The sequence below is a fragment of the Terriglobia bacterium genome, from assembly GCA_020072645.1.
In the GTDB taxonomy this organism is placed as follows: Bacteria; Acidobacteriota; Terriglobia; order Terriglobales; family Acidobacteriaceae; genus Angelobacter.
This window is the reverse complement of the sequence record JAIQGK010000012.1, coordinates 599,289-618,718: the sequence shown is the minus strand read 5'-3', so window position 1 is coordinate 618,718 and position 19,430 is coordinate 599,289. Positions and strand designations below refer to the sequence as shown.

Sequence of the window (19,430 nt, the reverse complement as noted above, 5' to 3'; positions counted from 1 at the left end):
CGCCTGTATGGTTACAGTATATTCTAGCGAATGAAAGGGTTTGCCGGATGGCTGAGAAAACCACGTTGCTGCCGATTTTGAACCGCACTTCGGCGGCTGACTTTCACGGCACGCTTCGGCAACACGGCCTGGGCGAACTCAAGCGGCGCGAGGTTTCGACGCTGCAAATCAACGTGGGCAAGCTCTGCAACCAGGCTTGCCACCACTGCCACGTGGAAGCCGGCCCCAAGCGGACAGAGATCATGCCAGCCAACGTTGCGGAACGCGTCATTGCACTGCTGGCGGCAACGCCTTCGATCCACACCGTTGACATCACGGGCGGCGCACCGGAACTGAATGCAAATTTCCGCTGGTTGGTGCGCGAGTCGCGGCAGATGGGAAAACAGGTGATCGATCGCTGCAATCTCACGGTCCTTTTTGAGCCGGGGCAGGAGACGCTGGCGGAGTTTCTGGCAGCCAATCAAGTTGAGATCACTGCAAGCCTGCCTTGCTATACGGAAAGCAATGTTGACCAGCAGCGCGGTAAAGGCGCGTTTGAGAAGAGTATCCGCGCGTTGCGGCTGCTGAATGCAACCGGTTATGGACGCGGACAGGGGCTGACGCTGAATCTGGTATATAACCCCCTGGGAGCTTCCCTGCCGCCACCCCAGCAAAAGCTGGAAGACGATTACAAGACGCAGCTACGCGAGAATTTTGCAATCGAGTTTGACCGGCTGTTCACCATTACCAACATGCCGATCAAACGCTTTGCGGAATTTCTTTTCCGCGAAGGAAAACATGAAGCGTATATGGCTCTTCTCACAAACCACTTCAATCCCGCGACCGTGGAAGGTTTGATGTGCCGCGATCTGGTAAGCATTGGATGGGACGGCCGGATTTACGATTGCGACTTTAATCAGATGCTTGATCTGGAAACACCTGGCGGAAAAGTCATCTGGGAAATTGATTCTTTCGCAGAGCTGGCGCAAAAACCGATTAGCACCGACGGCCATTGCTTTGGCTGCACCGCGGGCGCGGGTTCCAGTTGCGGAGGCAGCCTGCAATGACGCCACCTCACGCAATTGAGGTGAGCCCCGCCGACGAATTCAACAAGAAGCTGGTTGAAAATGCGCACCCGCCTAATTGGACCAATCCCAAGCAGGCAGGCCGCTACAACCTGATTGTTGTCGGCGCCGGAACGGCAGGGCTGGTGGCGGCGGCTGGCGCGGCAATACTGGGCGCGCGCGTAGCACTGATTGAACGCGCGCTTACGGGCGGTGATTGCCTTAACTATGGATGCGTGCCATCGAAAGCGCTGATTCGCTCGGCGCGTGCAGCCTACGCGGTAACAGAGGCGCGTGAGTTCGGAATCGAGACGCAACCACCAACAGTAGAGTTTGCCGATGTGATGCGGCGCGTTCGCCGGGTTCGCGCAGAGATTGCGCCGAATGATTCCGTCCAGCGCTTTACCCGACTGGGTGTGGATATGTTTCTCGGTCATGGCCATTTCACTGGAAGGCATTCGCTTGAAGTGGAAGGGCAGCGGCTCGACTTCAGGAAAGCGATCATCGCCGTGGGTGGGCGCGCAGCGGTGCCGCCGATACCGGGATTAACGGAAGCAGGTTATCTCACAAATGAAACTGTGTTTTCACTCACGGCGCTGCCGCGGCGGCTAATTGTGATTGGCGGAGGACCAATTGGCTGCGAACTGGCGCAAGCTTTTGCGCGGCTGGGCAGCCAGGTGTCTCTGGTGAGCGATGTTTCGCGGCTGCTTCCAAAAGAGGATCCTGATGTTGCCGCCCTGTTGGAGCAACAATTCCGGCAGGAAGGGATTGAGCTTATTCTGGGCGCGAAAGTCGAGCGGGCTGAGAAGTCGGCTGTGGGTAAGATTTTGATCGTCAATCGCGGGCAGAAAAACGAAACAGTGGTAGGCGATGAGATCCTACTGGCGGCGGGGCGCGTACCGAATATCGAAGGGCTGAACCTGGAAGCTGCGGGCGTGAAGTATGACGGCAAGGGCGTGACCGTTGATGACCATCTGCGCACATCGAACAAGAGCATATTCGCCGCCGGGGACATTGGATCGCCATTTCACTTTACGCATGCGGCAGAAGCGCTGGGGAGAATCGCGCTGCAGAACGCGCTGTTCTTCGGGCACAAACGGGCCAGCGACCTGGTGATTCCGTGGTGTACATATACCGATCCTGAAATCGCGCATGTTGGATTGAACCAGGAAGGTGCGAGCAAGAGCGGAGTGGAAACGGAAACATTTCAGCTCCCCTTCAAGGACAATGACCGTGGCGTGGTGGACAACGACACGCAGGGTTTCGCGCGCGTCCATGTGCGCAAGAAAGACGGCAGGCTGCTGGGCGCCACGTTGATTAGCCGTCATGCGGGAGAGAGCATCGGCGAACTGGTGATGGCCATTCAGCACAAGATGAAAGTGGGGCAGTTGGGCGGAGTGATCCATCCTTATCCCACTGAAGCTGAGATCATCAAGCGGTTGGGCGACGCATCGCAGCGCGGCCGACTGAAGCCATGGATGAAACGAGCTCTGGTAAAAACATTTCAGTGGCGGCGCTAGCACAACGCGATTTCACAATTCCTTAAGCTTTTGTAAAAAATCCCTGGAACGCCTGAACAATCCTGGACGGGAGATTTTCATCCTTTTTCTTTCCCAGCAGCTCATGACCTGCGCCTTCTATTTCCATCAGCATCGTTTGCGCCGGGATCAAGGCGAGCGCGGCGTTCATCTCATCGTGCGAGCCAAACGGATCTCGCCCGCCATGGACAAATAATGACGGCGTTCTGAGTTGAGGAAAGTGCGCGGTGCGCAGCTCTGCGGATTTGCGCGGCGGATGCAGGGGGTAAGAGAGCAGAAGAAGTCCCGCTGCGAGTTGCTGATGCTCGGCGGCGAGCATGCTGCCTTGCCGACCGCCGTAGGAATGTCCGCCGAGGAAGATGCGTCCCTGCGTTTTCGATCGCAAGACATCCACGGCACGGCGCAGTCCTTCACGGTCGCGCGCAGCCATGGCGGGAAACGGCGGCCCATGAGGGCGCGACTGGCGAAATGGCAGATCGCAACGCAGCACGAGATATCCAGCGTCGGCAAAAGCATCGGCCACGGCGATTAACAATTTGCTCTGGCAGTTTGCTCCAGCGCCGTGCGTAAGGACCAGCGCATCGCCATTGGTCTGCGAGGGCTCATGAAGAAAACCGCGAACGGGAGGGTCAGCCGACAAATCAGCGAACTCGAGGTATGTGCTCATGGCGCAACTTCCATGCTGGAGAATCGAAGACGCTCAACTTCTTCATGCATCTTGAGCGACGCCTGCTTGCGGTCAGTAAAGAAAAAGCTGTTGGCGGAAAAGTTTGCCCTGGCGATTACCGAATGCTTGCCCAGCAGATTCAAGAGATGAGGAAACAGCTTCATAGTCCCGAAATAGCAGGCTTCAGCGGCGGCAATACCGTCAGGGATGGCATACTCAATGCTTGCGGCGGAAACCGGTACCTGTAAGTCTACCGCGGGCTGGAAAAGCGAAGAATGAAACGGCAGCACGCGCGAACCATCTGAGCTGGTGCCTTCAGGAAAAAGGAATAACCGCAAACCGTGCGCGAGGGCCGATTGTATTTCCGGCTGGATGGTATGCGTTTCACTACGGCGGGAACGGTCAACATAAATGGTTCCGGCGAGTGTGGCAATCCATCCAACGGCGGGCCATGCGCGGACTTCACGCTTGGCCACAAAAGCGCACGGCGCAACGGCGCTATAGACCAGAATATCGAGATAGCTGAGATGATTGCTGGCAATCAAGCCCGCGCCAGGCGGGGCGCCTGCAACTTCAACGCGGATACCCATGCGCGGAAGAGTCCTGCGCGACCAGCGATGCAGCACCTCAATGCGAACCTGTTCTGATAATCTTCCGCCCAGGCGTCGCAATAAATATTCCGCCAGGCAGCAGAAAACTCCCCAGAGCAAGCCGCAGCCGCGCGCCATCACGCGTGCAATTCGCTTCGGCAATGCGGCGGGAGCAATTTCCATGAACAAAATGCTGGCCTGCTGGCAATCCAAAGTCAACTCTATCTGCGCAAGAAAGTCCACGCGCAGGCGTTCTGATAAGGTCTATGCACTGGCACGCCAACAGCGGGTTGCGGCAGAGAGACCAGCGCGACGCAACTGATAGAATAACGGCAAACTGCTAGACTGATTCGCAGCTTGCCATCGCCGATTCGAACACATGATTCCGCGCGCGGCAGTGGGCGTTCTTATTTTCCAGAAGATGAGGAAGCACCGAATGAAAGCACTGTTCACCATAACGTTATTATTCATCGCCCTACTTTTAAGCGGATGCCTGGGATCAAGCAGCAGTTCCACCGCGCCCACTCTGGCTTTTCTATACGTTGTTGGACAGGGCGACAATGCCATCCACGGCTTCAGCGAAAAGTCCACCGGTGATTTGTCACCACTTGCGGTGTCCTCGTTCTCTACCGTTCCGCGCCCTGTTTCCATTGCGCTGCATCCTTCCAAGAATTTCCTTTACGTACCAAATGAGACTTCCAACACTGTTTCCGGCTTTACGGTTGACCACACCGCAGGCGTGCTTGCGCCCATTGGTACCGCGCAGCCGCCTACTCCGGTTTGCGGCCCGGGCGTCTGCTCCAATCCAATAGGAGTTGCCGTTAATTCCGGAGGCCAGTTTCTGTTCGTGTTGAACCAGGGTTCATCGCCTTCGATTTCCGCTTCAATTTCAGTTTTCAACATTGATCAGACTCGAGGCCTGCTGAGTCCAGCTTCATTTACAACGCTTGCGGCGCCAAGCCCGCAATTTCTGGCAATCTCTCCCACGCAGGGCTTTTTGTACGTTTCGAACGGAGCAGCGGGCACTATTTCAGCTTTTGCCATTGGAACCAACGGCGCTTTGACAGAACTTTCCGGCTCGCCGGTCTCCCTGGGCGCAGGCGCGATCGTTGCGGGGCTGGCCATTGATCCCAAGGGCCAGTTCCTTTACGCTGCCGATTCCGCCAACAATAAAATTGCCAGCTTCAATGTCGCCGGCGGACCACTGGCCGCGGTTGGATCAGTTTCTGCCGGAACCAAACCTGTGGCTGTGGCCGTGGACGGAACTTCTTCATTCGTCTATTCGGCGAACCAGGGATCGAATGATGTTTCCGCTTTCAAGGCCGCTTCCGGCGCGCTTACGCAAGTTGCCGGCTCGCCTTTTTTAGTGCAACCAACCGGTTCCATTGGACTGCCGCAGCCGACATTCCTGACTGTGGACGTTTCCAACACGTTTCTTTATGTCGCCAATCAAGGATCTTCCAGCATCTCCGCCTTTGGCATCAAGGCTTCTGACGGCACTTTGGGCCTGATTACAAATTCGCCTTTTATCCAGTCAATTCAGCCACTTTGGCTCGTTACTACCAAGTAATGTCAGCGAACTAACGAATCGCAAAGAGATGCGCCAACGACTTGAAACTCAGGGTGAGAGATGCTCAGGCGACTTGCTTTTTGCGTTGCCGCGGACGCTCCGCAAGGCGACGCACTTTCCTGTCCGCATAATCGGCAAGGCGGAACAAGGTTACCCCGGCAAAAAGTATGGCGAGCCATGCCATGCCGAGAATGATCCAGAGCACCATAACCTGTAAGATTCGTTCCAGTGCTGTTGGGTTGGTCTTATTGCCCGTTCGACCGAGAATCAGCCCCCTTGTGCACTTCGCCGCCCTTCATTACAAAATCAATCTTCTGCAATAGCGCCACATCCGCAACCGGATCGCCCTTGACCGCAACTAAATCCGCATATTTTCCCACGGCAATGCTGCCAACATCATTTTGCATGCCCAGCAATTCCGCGGCGCTGGTGGTGGCGGAGCGGATAGCCTGGATCGGAGTCATGCCGTACTTCACCATGTAAGGAAATTCCACTGCCGGATCAATGCCCCAGTCAAAGCCGCCTACGTCCGTGCCAAAAGCAATCTTCACTCCGGCGTTCAGCGCGCGGTGAAAAGTATCTTCATGGATCTTGATCATCTCCAGCCAGACTTTTGCTCCGGCAGCGGCGCGTCCCTGGGCAACGTATTCGCCAACATAAATCGTGGGGACGTAAAAGATCCCTTTTTGCGCCATGGTTTTCAGGTCAGCTTCAGCGATGTAGTTTCCGTGCTCAATGGAATCCACGCCGGCCTCAACCGAATTGTGTACGCCATTGAGCGCCATGGCGTGCGACGCCACCTTGTGATGTTGCCGATGCGCTTCGTCCACAATCGCCCGTAGCTCGTCGAGCGTAAAAGTTGGAATGTCATCCAGCACTCCGTCCGGCCGCACAAAATAACTGCGGTCAGAATAGACCTTGATCCAGTCCGCGCCATAGCTGATCTGCTCGCGCACCGCTTTGCGGCCATCTTCGGGCCCATCCACCACCTGCACGCCATGCGGGACGGTTATTTCCGGCGAATATCCTGAGAGCGGATAAGCGCCCGTAACATCCATGGCGCGCGTGGCCACTTTCATGCGCGGGCCGGGAATAATTCCATTGTTGATGGCCTTCTTTAAATCCACGTCGGCATAACCTGCGCCTTCGGTTTCCAGGTCGCGGATGGTGGTAAAGCCGTAATCCAGTGCGCGGCGCACAGAGCGTGTCCCCAGAATCGCGCGGTACGCCGTGGATTGCTTCAGCAACTGCTCGTCATAGTCTGCGGCTGTGATATCGCCCTGCAACAGCGTATGCGTGTGCGTATCAATCAATCCGGGCAGGCATGTGTGGTCAGAAAGATCAATCACGTGGCCGCCTGCCGGGGCCTGCGCATTTTCCTGCACCTGCTGGATTCGCTCACCCTGGATAGTGATCAGCACATTGCGCTGCACCTTGCCGCTTTCCGGTTGCACCAGCGCTCCGCAGCGGACATAACGGGTCGCAACCGCGGCTACGTTCTTGATGGGAGCTTTTTGTTCCTGTCCAACCGCAAGTGAAACCAGAAACAAGCTGGCTGCCAACGCCGCAACTCGATTCATCGATAGACCTCTCATCCAGACCCTCCAGGGAAGCTGATAATCCTAACAGGAAACCTGTATAACCATCAGTCTTCGCCCGTCGTCTATTGGGGCCATTACTTCTGCGGATCCAGCAAATCTTTCAGTTTGGGCAATATGTGGGAATAGCTGGGCGCTACGGCGTCCACTCCGCTGGGTACGGTTCCGTCTGCGCTTTTCAAAAGCAGCATCACACGCAGATGCGGATTAACCATCTTCAAGGTCCGCGCGGCAGACCAGCCGGATTCAGTCGATAACTCGGAATCCAGCACCACTGCGGAAATGTGGTTGCTCACGCATACCGCCACGGCCTGTTCCGGGGTTGAGGCCGCAATCACCTCATACTCCCTGCCGGGAAAAGCATCGCGCATCGCCCTCAGTTGATAGGCGGAGCGTGAAACGCACAGAATCCGGGGTTTCTCCCGACCCGACATGGCCCGATGCTTCCCTTCCGGGCTTCAGCAGCTAAGTGGGTCTGGGATAGCTCTTTTGGCTAGGGCAGGCTGACCGCGGCAAAAGCTTTTTTTAAGTGTAACAGCTTATGTCTGGTTTCGAACGTACTAAGGCCCGATTTGTCCGCCATCGTACATCCGTCCAAATTGCTCTGGAAGCACCCAGTCCTATCCGTCTTGATCCGTGGTGAGCTTTAGTCTGTCCGATCACGGCGATGACCGGGGGCCCGGGAAAACCCGCCTTTGGTTACAGCCCACTGCCTGCATCCTTCAGCCATAGACCCCACCCCCCTATAGCGCTTTGTTGAAAACAAAGGTCAACCTCAATTCAACCGAGCGGTCACCGAACGGTCGAAAGCCTTTTTTCGCGTTTTTCGGCCGTCGAATCAGGCCCAATTTCAGCCTTCTTTTTCCGTTTTTACTGTTCGGTCGGCAGAGGGTCGCAACTGCCTAAGCCCGCTTTGCCCCAGATACCGGATATTAATACCTCTTTAGCTAGAAGCCAGTAGCTCACAGCTAGAAGATTCTTTATAATCTACCTTTTGTTCGCCATGTATGTCAACGAAAAACAGAACGGATTATTTGGTTCCGTCCCTTCCCAAAGAACCTCAAAGGCTAGCCACACGGCATCTATGCCGTCTTTAGAAAATTGCCATCATCGCTCACGGGGTGGAGCAGCGGAAAATCATTGAACTTCAGCCGCTGCGGTATCGGACTTCAGTTTGAAGTATCTGGTTGCCGGGCTGTGCGGATATTCGTCGGCGATCCCGATTTTTGCTCTGAGCGCTTTTCGCGTCCTGCCAAAATGTCATCCACCACTTGGAGAAACTTCGCAGGATCATCAGGCGAAGCATGGAAGTCGCACGGCACTTGCTTTTCCCCGATGCGCTCAAGGGACAGAATTGGAGCAGGGCAGCTCCCCCGGAACGCTCCTATCAAATGCAATTTATCTTTTTCGGGTATTGAATGACCAAGTACGAATAAATCGAAGGCGTCATTCTGGCAATTTTCCACTGCCTCTCTGAATCCAAGAGCGGACATGACGCTGTATCCCTTCTGCTCCAACAGCATCTTGCGTGTTGCCAGCAGGACGTCATCATACGAGACTGAGAGTATTCGTTTGGGCATAGTTCTAACGGCAACATTGTGAGACGCTGAAACCGTGCCTGTCAATGGGCCTTTCTCTGCGCTAAAAATTGGGTTCGATGCGTTGTTCACATCGGGACGGGTGGCCCACCTTTTTCTCCTTCTTCTCGAACTCACCATTCCCTGGCTGCCCCATCCTTTGCGTCCTGCTAGTGTGGTGTCTCTGAAATAACTCGAACAATGCATGCAATAAACAAATCATTGTCGGACCGCAGCCGCCCTCGGCTGCGCGGAATAATCTTTTGGGCACGCAAGTATCGGGCCAACTCTTTGTAAAGATATTTGGGAGACACCACACTAGAACGCATCCAAACAGGCTGATCGCGGACGCCAAAGGCGTGGGATTCCACACCGCTCCATTGCGTAGATCGGGTCGATCTAAGAAAACGTTCTGTTACAATTTTCCGTTCGCCTTACGGGGGTCGGTTGGATTTATCTTCGCATTTTGTGCCTGGTGTTGTTGCTCCTCGCGCTGGTGTTTATCGGGTCCACCACTATGCCCACCGCATGCCGCATCTGGTCACCGTAACTGCTGGAATGGTCTTGCCTGAATGCAGGCGCTGTGGCGACAAGGTGAGGTTTGTGCCTATGCTTGCCGCCGAATCCATTAATGTTGACGTGGATTTTACCGATCAGGATTTTGCCGCATGAACTAACAAACCGCGGAGATTCTCTTCCCGCCCCGCGCTTCCATGGCCGACTTGCCTGATGGCCCGCCTTTTTCTCTTTCTTCTCGAACTCACCATCCCGTGGCTGCCCCATCCTTTGCGTCCTGCTAGTGTGGTGTCTCTGAAATAACTCGACAATGCATGCAATAAACAAATCATTGTGGACCGCAGCCGCCCTCGGCTGCGCGGAATAATCTTTTGGGCAAGCAAAAGGTATTTGTGAGACACCACATTAGAACGCATCCAAACAGGACTGATCGCGGACGCAAAGGGTGGGATTCCACGCCGCTTGCCGCAGGATATCTGGTCTTTTTCGAAAAAAAGACTCCGCAGCCATGGAAAGATCAAGTGTCAGCTACAATCTGCGCACCATTCACGTAAGAAAAGATTTCCTCCCTCCCCGCAAAAACCTAAACCCGCCACTTAATTTTCTTCAGCCATTTTTCCCAACAGGCGCCAAAAAAAACGAATAAAACTTTTTACACGCTTTCGCTTTTTGCCTATATGTTTGTATGCGCTGAACCAATCTGCCACGAGCCAATTGCTATTTGCCAATTGCTAATTGCTTCAACAAACGGGCAGCGCCGGTGCTATCAACACCGAACGCCGCCCTAACCAAATCGCCTACCGAAGGAGGCAACATGGCTGGTATTCAAAGTAAACGCTCTTCCCGCCGTCCGCAACCTGCTCGCAAAACCCGTAAACGGCGTCGGTTTCCTTCCCTGCCCAAACCCATCATCACCCGGCGCGGCAAGACCACTATTCGCCGCTATAACGGTCGCCGCTTCCACCGCTTTGAGGAAGCCCAGGGCAAGCCTCTGGACTATATTGAACTCTTTACTACCGGTGAATATCACTCCATTGCCGTTCGCTTTCAGGATAAAACCTGCATGAACTTTGTCATCGAGCCCACCTTTACCCTTGAACCCGAGTACTCTGACTGGAAGACCGGCAATGGGCGTCGAATCAAGCGCTGGCCGCTCATTCGCAGCCAGCCCCACAACGCCTGACCTATGGCGGCGTCACAACTTCTCCCCATCCTTCGTGCCTTTTGCGGAGGGTGGGTTTTACAGCCTCATACAGTTACCAAGTCGGATTTTTTCTGATCAGCGCTTGTCAGCGTTCATCTGCGGCGAAAGGTTTGGCTTTTCAATCTCGGCGATTTTGGCAACCTTGGCGTGTCTCCGTGGTAAAGATTCCGGCTTCACCGCCTCGCATTGATCACCCCTGTATTCATGTGTCACAATCTACATATACCTGCCTCGGGAGACACTTACCTGACTGAAAGAAAAGAAACCATTCTGGTTGCGTCCTGGAACCCGGTTCTTGCGGATCTGCGGAAAACCATTCTTGAAAAGGAAGGCTTTGCGGTGCTGCAGGCCAAAGGCAGTGCCGGTGTCCGCGCCTTGTGCAAAAAGAAAAAGGTCAATTTTGTTCTTATCGGATATTCATTGCCTCCTTCAGAAAAGCGAAAGGTCTGGGTTGAGGCGCGCAAGGTGTGCAAGACCCCCATCCTTCAGTTGTATCAAGGCGCGGAACCGGAACTGATTGAGTCAAACGCGTTTGCTCATGAATCGCACACGCCAGATGACTTTGTGAAATCAGTCAGGTCCTTTCTTCGCCGGCTCAACAACTAAAACTTTGGTGAGCAAAAACGTTGTTAAAAAACCTGGGGCCGATGCGTTGTTCACATCGGCCCCAGGTTTTTTACAACAGGGAGAGCAGCTCCCCAAACTTAATCGTGCAAAATCACGTTCAAAAGAGAACTATGGATCGTTAATTTGCCGTTGTAGTCAACGAATCCCATTTGCCGGAAGCGATTCATGAAAAAGTTGACGCGCGAGCGCGTGGTGCCAATCATCTCCGCCAGCACTTCCTGGCTGATCTTGGGAATCACGGTCTCAGGCGCGGTGCCGTCTTTGCCGAACTGGGCCAGTAGCAGCAGTGCGCGGGCCAGCCGCTTTTCGCTGGAATTGAAAAGCTGGTCCACCAGGTCTTCCTGCGTGCGCGCGTTGCGGGCCAGAAGATAAGCCACAAAAACTTCAGAGAATGCCTGTTCCTCATGCAGCACCCGGATCATCTCATCGCGCTCAATCCTCAGTATGGTGGAAGGCGTTAGCGCGGTGGCTGAAGCCACGCGATGCACTTTAGGCGCGGCTATGCATTCTTCGCCTAGAAAGTTGCCGGCGCCAAGCAATGCCACGGTGGCCTCTTTGCCGGTCTTGGAGACCACGCTGATCCTGATTCTGCCCTTCTGGATATAAAACACCTCGGTGGCTTCATCTCCTTGGCCAAAGATTTTTTCGCCTTTCTTTATTTCCGCAATGGTGCGGCTGGGGCCGGGTTTGGCCAGGAACTCCATGGGCGCAAAGTGCCCATCTGTTGCATTGGCTTCTTTAGCCGCTTTTCTTGCCTTGGCTAGTTTTGCCGCTTTGGCGGACTTGGCTGCAACAATCAACGCAGCCTTGGCGGCCATAGCCGCTTTCTCTTGCCGATTTTGTATAAGGTTTTGCACTAGCTTAAGGCTACTCCTATGCGGAGTACAAATGTGTGCACTATTGAGCAGTTTGTACGATTTATGTCTTTTATCGAACAGATGCTTCAAAATGGGAATTTGGCGCCAAAGCGCATGCATGGCGAATGGTTACGGATGGGAAGGTGGCTTGATGGCCCACCGCCACTCGATCGGGCGAAAACCATGGTCGACAGCAGGCGCCAGAATCGCTTCCGGCCTGGAGCCGCAGGCGATACAGATCGCCCCCACGGCGCGGATTTCCGTTTCCTGAGTGATAACGTCATGGCGCGTGCCCAGCGATCCGGCGATCACCGGACCATTGCACTTCTGGCACGGAAAAGCCGTCAGATGGAGATAATGCGTTGCGGTTTCCAGCGGGCCCGCAAGCGCTCCATTCCAGGTCATTGGAGGCATCATCCTGGCATTCACAACCGCAGCATCGGTCAACTCGGGAACTTTGGACATCGGCCTCTCCTTCTCTTGTGCGGCGATTGGCCTGCATAGAGCCAGCATGGCTGGGCGCCGGGCCGCGCGGTGACACCGGCGCCGCTTTGAAACACCTTTGTAACCAGTATGGCCCATCGCCGCTGCATAAGTCTGCCCCAGATTGCACACAAGGCTTTTGCCGGGCCGATTTGTTCAATTGTGGACAGTAATTTTCCCGATAAAATGTCATGGTTGCAGATGCGGTCTTCGGCAGATCGCCATCTAATCCACAATGGCTCCCGCTCCTATTGCACTTTCCCGGAACACCAGGTATCCATCTTCATGGCTGATCATTGTCACGGTCGTTCTCTGCCCGTTCCTCTGTGGAATTGTGCGCGGACAGGCGCCCCCTGATCGCCAGGATGCGGGGCAGTTGAAGTCAGAGCAGGTAGTCGAGAACCTGGTGCGGATGAACCTGCAACGCGCCCAGGCCCTTCAGGCGTATGAATCCACCAGGATTTACCGCCTGGAGTACAAAGGATTTCCCGGAGGGCGCGCAGCTGAGATGGTGGTCAACATGAAATACCGCGCCCCGGGCGCCAAGGAATTTGTAATCGTTTCCCAGAGCGGCTCAAAGATATTGATTGACCGGGTCTTGAAGAAATTGATGGAAGGCGAGAAAGACGCGATCGACGGGGAAAACCAGAAGCGCATTGCCGTGAACCAGGAAAATTATGAGTTCGCCCTTGTCGCATACGAATCCGGCCCGCGCGGCGGGCTGTACGTGCTTTCCGTGAAGCCACGCACCAGAAACAAATATCTTTTCCAGGGAAAAATCTGGGTTGACAGCCGGCAATTTGCCATTGTGCGCATGGAAGGCGGCCCGGCCAAAAACCCTTCCTTCTGGATCAAGGGCACGCAGATTGAAACTCGCTATATCAATGTGAATGATTTTTGGCTGCCGGCGCAAAACCACAGCTTTACTTCAGTCCGGCTTGGCGGACACGCCGACTTAAGCATTGAATACAAGGACTACCGCATCACAGCCGCCGGCCCGTTCAACAACGTCAGCGCGGCCTCGGATTCCGGCAGATAAGCCTAATCTCTAGGCAGCGGAACGGCAGCGGCAAACGCCATGGGACGAGGGCTTTCACCCTTATGGTTTTCTTCCATGTGGGCCTTGAATTCAGCGTTGACCTTGTCATTTCTCTGTTTTGTCGTGAGTTTACCCCGTGCGGAGAAACTCTGGCTGCAATCCGAACACCGCCACGCCACCGGATTGCCATCGATCTTTTCTGTAACAATTAATTGAGCCATGGCACTCATCATGTCACAGATCCGCTGCTTTTGCCTGTGCAATAGAGAACGGCCCGTCTTCCTTAAGTCTCTCACCTGCCGCGCTCGCGCAATGAGGCCACAATCGACAATGGTCCCAATCTGCTTATAGCCAGCCTGCATGAAATCATGCATCGGCGGCCGCGCAATTCCTCCAGCCGGCAAGAGCGTACGGATTGATCTGGGGACTCGCGCTCGCATTGGCTCCGGACCGCGTTTGCCGATTCAAATCTCGATTAGAAAACTCTAACAATTCTGCTATTATCCCTGCACAAAAAGGGGCCCACCATCAGCCGTTAGCGGGTGGCGGACAGTGGGCGGTTACGAGCAAATCTCCTTCTACCTGTCTGCCTACGATTGATGGTGCTACGTAAGGAAGTGCAACGATCAAGGGTGGACAGAGGAGGAATTTACACCGATGTTAGGGTGGAATGCAAGCCAAAAAAGGGGCCGCCAAAAAGCCACAGTCAGAGGCCCAGCTACAACTCGGGCAACGGGTCCGCCGGCTCAGGGAGCAACGGGGCTGGTCACAGGAGGGCTTTGCCCATGAAGCCGGCCTGGGACGCTCTTTTGCCGGGGCCATTGAACGCGGCGAAAAAGATATCCGTATAAGCACCCTCATAAAGCTGGCCCGGTCCCTGGGCGTGAGCATCGCGCAGCTGTTAAAGGGTATTGGTTCCTGACGATCCGCGATTCGCAGCCAAGGCTGCGCTGCCTACATCAATTTGTTGGTGATCAAGGTTCCCCGCCCATGCCATTTATCCAGATGGATTCGCTGCACAATCTCCAATACTCTCATCTCCCTGCTGGCGGCAATCAGGCGATTGCAAACGGAACAATGAGACTCAATAACGCCGGGGTTGGTTGCATCAAACCGCAAGACGAAGGGGTCTAGCGACAACGGTGGCATTCTAGAACTACCTTCCCTGGTTCAGTGTGAACGCTTAATCAAAATTCAGGAAGATGGGCCTTATGCAGCCGCGTCCCACCCTTTCCGATGCTACAGATCTTTCTTGTTATGTCCATTAAAACGCAATTAAAAATATTAATCATGAAATATTTTTGCTGAAAATTGCGAACAGGCCGGCCTGCCCAGGCAGAAGAGTGCTGCGCCAATTGTGCAATAAGTTTTTTGTTGATCGCGGATAGAATTCTGTCAATTGAAAAAGTCGGGCTGGCGGAAAGCTGGTAGATCAATTCGCTATTTCGGTTTTTTGTTCTTCGATGGCGCGGCTTCCTCAGGATCTTCCGGCTGCGCCAGCAGCTTGAATTCCACTTCCCGCGAGCGTGAGCTTACGGCTTTATCGGCGTTGTTGGTGGTGAGTTCCTTGAGCGTGCCGCGCAGGATGTAATAGCCGTCGTCACCCTTGGTTTTTCCCGGCCCGCGGCTGAACCTGCCCTTGAATTCATACCAGACGCTGTGCAGCTGTCGCGTGGTGAAAGAAACGTCGTGGCCCTGCACGTCGGCCTTGGCGAAAAACTGGTCCAGAAAAACGCCGTTGTCGCTGTCGGACTCGCCCATCCGTGAGATATATCCGGTGACCGCCTTAGGATCGAGCGTGATCTGCAGGAACTCGCCTTCCCTGATAAAGCTGTACATGCCGGAGATATCTTCTGCCGGGTGCGGCACAATGGCGTTGGCGCTATCTTCCTGAACCGCCTTGTTCTGGCCGCGCGTAGCCATCCCGGCCTGGGCGTAGCAGGCCCCTGCCAGCATCGCCAGGGCGAGCGGCAGCAGGGCCTTTCGGGATAAAACCATGAGCTGGGGCATGTAGTAATTAAAGATATAATCTTTCTCATCACCGGGAACAAGCGAAATGCAGTCGGCCAAAAAAGCGCTTTCCAATGAAGCATTTCCGGCTTCTACTGCTGACCTGCGTTTTGCGCTGGAACCCGAGCCGTGGCTGCGCATATTCACGCGCAATATCGGCGACTTGTTCCGCAAAGCTCCACCGCCGGTCTGGATCAGCTCTGCTCCCGGCAAGTACTGGCCCGATGCGCTGGTGCATCGTCCGGTGGCATGGAAGGCCGCGCGGCAGTCATTTCTAGGGCATGCGCTGGTTATTGCCGCGATCTACGCGCTGAATCTGGCATGGCTGAACCAACCGCAGGTGCTGCCGCAAACGCCGCCGAACCAGACGGTCATCCATTACGAAGTCTCTGAATATCTGCCGCCGGTAAATACCCAAAAGGCAAAGCCTGAACCTCCGCGGCGCGTGCGTCCGCAGAAGGCTGATCCTGAATTTGCGCCGCAGGAGATCGTGGTGACCAATGAGAACCACATCAGCACCCGGCAAACTATCGTCCAGCCCAGCCAGTTGGTGGTGAAGCAGGACACTCCTTTGCCGAACTTGATTGTCTCCACAGCGATCCCCGGTGCGCCCATAGCGATGAACCATCCCATTCAAGTGCTGCCCGTTAATGTTCCGCCGATTGGCGAGCCCGCTCAGCCAGTGGTGCAGAGCAGGCTGCGACCTCTGCTATTTCCCCCCGCAGCCCAGCCTGAAGTGGCTGCACCCGCTGAAGCCCCAGCCAGCCATCGCACGATGCCTGCTCTTCCAGTAGAAAGCGCCATCGTGGTTCCACCTTCGCCCGACGTCACAGCGCGCAAGCCCGACGCTCTTCAGCTTCCCGCACAAGCTCCTCCGCAGGTAGCTGCGCCCGCGCCAGAAGTAACCGCCAATCGCGGGCTGCAATCCATACCTTTGCCGATGTCCGCGCCGCAGGTTGCGCCTCCTGCTCCCACTGCGGCCAGCCGCAATCTTAGCGCCCTTGGATTGCCCGCGCAGGCAGCAACCGCCGTGCCCCCTGCGCCGCCCGTTGCAAATGGAAATGCCGCGAGAGAAAAAGCGCTGGGACAGTTATTGGTACTCAATGCGCAGCCAGTCGCGCCCAGCGGGCCGTTGATTGTCCCTGAAGGCAATCGCCCCGGAGAATTCGCCGCGAGCCCCGCAGGGCATTCCGGTGCAACTGCACGCCCGGAAATTGCGCAGCATGATTCCAGCAAGACCGGCTCGCCGTCGAACATCTATGTCTCTGCTCCGCCAACTAAAGTTGCAAGCAATACTGTGATCGCATCCGCCTCGCCTCCGGCTCCTCGTCCTCTCACTCCCGATAAAAGTGAACCGTCACGCGACAGCGTTGACACGCGCGTCTTCGGGACGCGCCGTCATTATTCCATGCGGCTCAGTATGCCGAATCTCACTTCATCCACGGGAAGCTGGAGTATCCGATTTGCCGAGCTGAACGCCACGCATGGCGGAGCTGACCTGAGCGCGCCCGAGGCCATCACCAAAGTTGATCCCGCGTACCCGCAGGACCTGATGCACGACCGTGTGGAAGGAACCGTGGTCCTCTACGCCGTCATTCATGCCGATGGCAGCGTGGGCGATGTAAAAGTGCTTGAGGGTTTTGACGATCGGCTGAATGAAAATGCGCGCAAGGCGCTTGAACAGTGGCGATTCCGTCCCGGCACAAAAGACGGCATGCCGGTGGATATTGAAGCTGTTGTCCGCGTGCCCTTTAAAGTTCCGCGCAGAGAGTTCTGACTATCGCGCAGCCACCAGGTTGTTTGAAACAGCCTCAATCGCCTGATAAATCTTCGGATGTGTGCAGACTTCGTAATAGTAACGGTCTGTAACCCCTTTGGGCGAGAAATCTCGTGCGTCCACGTGTGTGATGCAGCCTTCACGCACAATAATGTGATGAAAGCTTCCCTGGCCTAGCGGTACTACGCCAGCATAAACACGCACCGCGCTCTTCTGCCAGATCATCGGGACCTGTAGATCGTATGCCTGGAGTGAGATCTCTCCGCGCAGCTTCTGAAATGCCGCTTCATTAATGTGAATGCCGCCAATGTTGTAGCGCAGCAGAAATTCGTCAGGATTGCCGCCGGTGTCTTCGTCTTCAACCGCCTTGAATGAAAACACATTGAAGAGCAATTCGTGGTCTTTCATGAGCCGGCGCACGCCCTTACTGCATGAGGAGAGACGATCGCTCTCATTCAGCGCCTTTGAGATCATGATTTTCTTGTTGCCGTCCATCAGGTACATGGGCGCGGAATCCTGGTATGAGATTCCGATGCCAAGCTCCAGGCTCGGCAGCCCGGCAGAAAGCGATCGCTCATTGTAAGCGGTCACCACCTGGATGATTTCCTTTGCCAGCACGCAGGTTTGCGCCACACCTAGCGCCGGTTCGCCGTCACGCTCAAACAGCGCCAGGATCAGCGCGTCGCCTTCAATAAAAACTTTTTTCGCTTCATATTTCGGCAGCAGCTTGTTGATTGGATCGTAAAAATTCAAGCTGAAGTAAGAAGCGGGATTCAGCCCTTTTTCCAAAAGCGTGCGCGTCAGCGTGGTTGATTCGCGAATGTCAGCCTTCAGCACCACGTGGTGAATCACTTTTTCTTCTGCCGGCTTTTGCTCTTCCGCCAGCAGAAATTCATAGAGCGTGTTGTTGATGGCGGAAAGCTCACGGAAACGCTCGTTGGCCAGCACATTGACGTTTTCCATAGCTTCAACCACAGCTTCCATGCGGCGCAGGTCACGATGATAGCGCGTGAAGTCGGTAAAGAAGCGCGCAGCCAGTTTGGCGCGCTCGGCCGGTTTGCAGCTTTCCACTTTTTTCACCGCGGCGTGCATTCCGTCGGGAGAAAGTTTGCCGTGCTCTTCCAGCAGCGTTTCCACGCGCCTGCGTTCCTCGCGGGAGATCAGCGCGTTCTTGATTTGCTGTGGATTGATTGGCGGCGAGTACTGCGCCAGCAGCGGCACCGCTTCATACGACGCAACCACGCTGTCAATCACGCCTTCGCGCTCCAGCAACTCCGTCCATGCATTCAGCAGAGCTTTTTGCGCCTTGCCTTTGGCGTTGCTGTCTTCAGGCGATCCGCCGGCCATGATTTCATGCGCGTTTTCCGGCACATTCAGGATGCCACCGACCATCGGGTCTTCCACATCGCTCACCAGCCCAAGCGATTTCAGGTATCGCGCGGCAATGTCGCGCATGGTTTCAAACCTGTCTTTATCGCGGTCATAATTGCCCAGCATCACGTAATGCTCGGCATTGAGCAGGTTGTCCTGGCCATCTTCAGTGAATACCAGCCGGTTCAGGAACAACTCGTATTTTGCCGTCATCGCATCGCCAAAAAGCGAGCGCCTGGTGCGCCCCAGGATTTCTTTTTCTGCTTCCCGCAGGATGACAAACAGGTCCTGGCCGGCGCGGCGCAGCACGGTCTTTTTGTTGATCTGGAAATGCGCAATCCGTTCGCGCATCTCCACGGTGCGGCTTTGCCCGGACTGGCGGGGACCTTCATACGACTTCACACGGTTGCGGCAGCGCTCCAGCGCCACGGCATATTGGTGCACCAGCTCGGTACGCTGAAACTTTAGGATGGCCAGCCTAAAAAGCAGATCCAGTGAAACGTTGTTCTCGGCTTTCGCCCGGTTCAATGACACAATATGCAGTTCGGTCAGCAGCCTCTTGAATTCCACCGAATCCGATTGTCGGCTCGCGTGGCCGTTGGGGCGCATCGGCGGGCGACCGTTTGGCCGATCGTCCGCGACCATGTCTTCCACGTTTCCGTGTCTGGCCACGAGTTTAAAAATGTGCTGGCGGGCAATTTCAGTGAACTTGGAACTCAGGTAAACGTCGTGCCGGAGATTATCTATTCCCGTGACCAGGCCTTCCAGAACGAGCGAGGGTTCATCGCTGGTCACAACAAGCTGACGGGCGTGATCAGGCAAACTACCGCGTTGAAGGAACGAAAACGACATTTCGGCCGGGTGTACTTTGGGGGAATGCCTGGATTGTACCCCAGCTGTGCGGCTTCCGTTACGTTACTATCGGCACCATCAAAGCAGGCTAAAGCCTTGTTCGCCGACGCC

The 19,430-nt window shown here is 55.2% G+C and carries 19 protein-coding genes; 9 read left to right on the top strand and 10 right to left on the bottom strand.

The genetic code is table 11. The annotated features are described in order from the left end of the window. The first annotated feature begins 47 nt into the window (after nt 1-47). Together arsS and LAO76_19255 are read left to right on the top strand one after the other, a co-directional pair. Nucleotides 48-1,046 carry an arsenosugar biosynthesis radical SAM protein ArsS gene (gene arsS / locus LAO76_19260; GenBank protein ID MBZ5493062.1) on the top strand — a complete coding sequence of 333 codons (999 nt, stop codon included), beginning with the start codon at nt 48-50 and terminating at the stop codon, nt 1,044-1,046. Then, nucleotides 1,043-2,563: a mercuric reductase gene (locus LAO76_19255; GenBank protein MBZ5493061.1), complete on the top strand. Its 1,521-nt coding sequence runs from the start codon at nt 1,043-1,045 to the stop codon at nt 2,561-2,563. The genes arsS and LAO76_19255 overlap by 4 nt, the downstream gene beginning before the upstream one ends. A gap of 22 nt (nt 2,564-2,585) precedes the next feature. Here LAO76_19255 and LAO76_19250 read toward each other — a convergent pair whose 3' ends face one another. Both LAO76_19250 and LAO76_19245 read right to left on the bottom strand, forming a co-directional pair. Beyond that, entirely contained in the window at nt 2,586-3,248 is a 663-nt protein-coding gene (locus LAO76_19250) for an alpha/beta fold hydrolase (GenBank protein MBZ5493060.1), read from the bottom strand. Next, nucleotides 3,245-4,081 (bottom strand): 1-acyl-sn-glycerol-3-phosphate acyltransferase, encoded by an 837-nt coding sequence (locus tag LAO76_19245; protein MBZ5493059.1) that lies wholly within the window; start codon nt 4,079-4,081, stop codon nt 3,245-3,247. Before LAO76_19245 ends, LAO76_19250 begins: the two co-directional genes overlap by 4 nt. 193 nt (nt 4,082-4,274) lie before the next feature. Between LAO76_19245 and LAO76_19240 the strand changes: the two genes are divergently transcribed. Next, complete coding sequence (locus LAO76_19240) at nt 4,275-5,408, top strand: lactonase family protein (protein MBZ5493058.1); 1,134 nt, start codon at nt 4,275-4,277, stop codon at nt 5,406-5,408. A 64-nt stretch (nt 5,409-5,472) separates the two neighbouring features. Here LAO76_19240 and LAO76_19235 read toward each other — a convergent pair whose 3' ends face one another. The 3 genes from LAO76_19235 to LAO76_19225 form a co-directional block, all read right to left on the bottom strand. Then, on the bottom strand, nt 5,473-5,616 hold the full coding sequence (locus LAO76_19235) for a hypothetical protein (GenBank protein MBZ5493057.1): 144 nt from the start codon (nt 5,614-5,616) through the stop codon (nt 5,473-5,475). 37 nt (nt 5,617-5,653) lie between these two features. After that, nucleotides 5,654-6,988: an amidohydrolase family protein gene (locus LAO76_19230; GenBank protein ID MBZ5493056.1), complete on the bottom strand. Its 1,335-nt coding sequence runs from the start codon at nt 6,986-6,988 to the stop codon at nt 5,654-5,656. Nucleotides 6,989-7,083: 95 nt separating this feature from the next. Further along, a complete protein-coding gene (locus tag LAO76_19225) occupies nt 7,084-7,440 on the bottom strand; it encodes a response regulator (GenBank protein MBZ5493055.1) in 357 nt (118 codons plus the stop codon). Nucleotides 7,441-9,051: 1,611 nt separating this feature from the next. Between LAO76_19225 and LAO76_19220 the strand changes: the two genes are divergently transcribed. The 3 genes from LAO76_19220 (at nt 9,052) to LAO76_19210 (ending at nt 10,909) form a co-directional block, all read left to right on the top strand. Beyond that, nucleotides 9,052-9,255 (top strand): hypothetical protein, encoded by a 204-nt coding sequence (locus tag LAO76_19220; protein MBZ5493054.1) that lies wholly within the window; start codon nt 9,052-9,054, stop codon nt 9,253-9,255. Nucleotides 9,256-9,913: 658 nt separating this feature from the next. Next, a complete protein-coding gene (locus tag LAO76_19215) occupies nt 9,914-10,282 on the top strand; it encodes a hypothetical protein (GenBank protein ID MBZ5493053.1) in 369 nt (122 codons plus the stop codon). A gap of 225 nt (nt 10,283-10,507) precedes the next feature. Further along, a complete protein-coding gene (locus LAO76_19210) occupies nt 10,508-10,909 on the top strand; it encodes a hypothetical protein (GenBank protein ID MBZ5493052.1) in 402 nt (133 codons plus the stop codon). 98 nt (nt 10,910-11,007) lie between these two features. Here LAO76_19210 and LAO76_19205 read toward each other — a convergent pair whose 3' ends face one another. Then, on the bottom strand, nt 11,008-11,634 hold the full coding sequence (locus tag LAO76_19205; GenBank protein ID MBZ5493051.1) for a Crp/Fnr family transcriptional regulator: 627 nt from the start codon (nt 11,632-11,634) through the stop codon (nt 11,008-11,010). A 282-nt stretch (nt 11,635-11,916) separates the two neighbouring features. After that, nucleotides 11,917-12,252, bottom strand: coding sequence for a hypothetical protein (locus tag LAO76_19200; GenBank protein ID MBZ5493050.1), 336 nt, complete (start codon nt 12,250-12,252; stop codon nt 11,917-11,919). Nucleotides 12,253-12,505: 253 nt separating this feature from the next. On the opposite strand from LAO76_19200, the gene LAO76_19195 reads away from it, so the two are divergent. Then, complete coding sequence (locus LAO76_19195; protein MBZ5493049.1) at nt 12,506-13,309, top strand: hypothetical protein; 804 nt, start codon at nt 12,506-12,508, stop codon at nt 13,307-13,309. Nucleotides 13,310-13,311: 2 nt separating this feature from the next. Here LAO76_19195 and LAO76_19190 read toward each other — a convergent pair whose 3' ends face one another. Continuing rightward, nucleotides 13,312-13,530: a hypothetical protein gene (locus tag LAO76_19190; protein ID MBZ5493048.1), complete on the bottom strand. Its 219-nt coding sequence runs from the start codon at nt 13,528-13,530 to the stop codon at nt 13,312-13,314. A 449-nt stretch (nt 13,531-13,979) separates the two neighbouring features. Here LAO76_19190 and LAO76_19185 point away from each other — a divergent pair, with 449 nt between their 5' ends. Then, nucleotides 13,980-14,231: a helix-turn-helix domain-containing protein gene (locus tag LAO76_19185; GenBank protein MBZ5493047.1), complete on the top strand. Its 252-nt coding sequence runs from the start codon at nt 13,980-13,982 to the stop codon at nt 14,229-14,231. A gap of 518 nt (nt 14,232-14,749) precedes the next feature. Here the strand turns inward: LAO76_19185 and LAO76_19180 are convergent. After that, entirely contained in the window at nt 14,750-15,379 is a 630-nt protein-coding gene (locus LAO76_19180; GenBank protein MBZ5493046.1) for a hypothetical protein, read from the bottom strand. Here LAO76_19180 and LAO76_19175 point away from each other — a divergent pair. After that, nucleotides 15,366-17,096 carry an energy transducer TonB gene (locus LAO76_19175; protein ID MBZ5493045.1) on the top strand — a complete coding sequence of 577 codons (1,731 nt, stop codon included), beginning with the start codon at nt 15,366-15,368 and terminating at the stop codon, nt 17,094-17,096. The genes LAO76_19180 and LAO76_19175 overlap by 14 nt on opposite strands. On the opposite strand, the gene LAO76_19170 is transcribed toward LAO76_19175, so the two are convergent. Beyond that, nucleotides 17,097-19,289 (bottom strand): hypothetical protein, encoded by a 2,193-nt coding sequence (locus LAO76_19170; protein ID MBZ5493044.1) that lies wholly within the window; start codon nt 19,287-19,289, stop codon nt 17,097-17,099. Between the last annotated feature and the right edge of the window lie 141 nt (nt 19,290-19,430).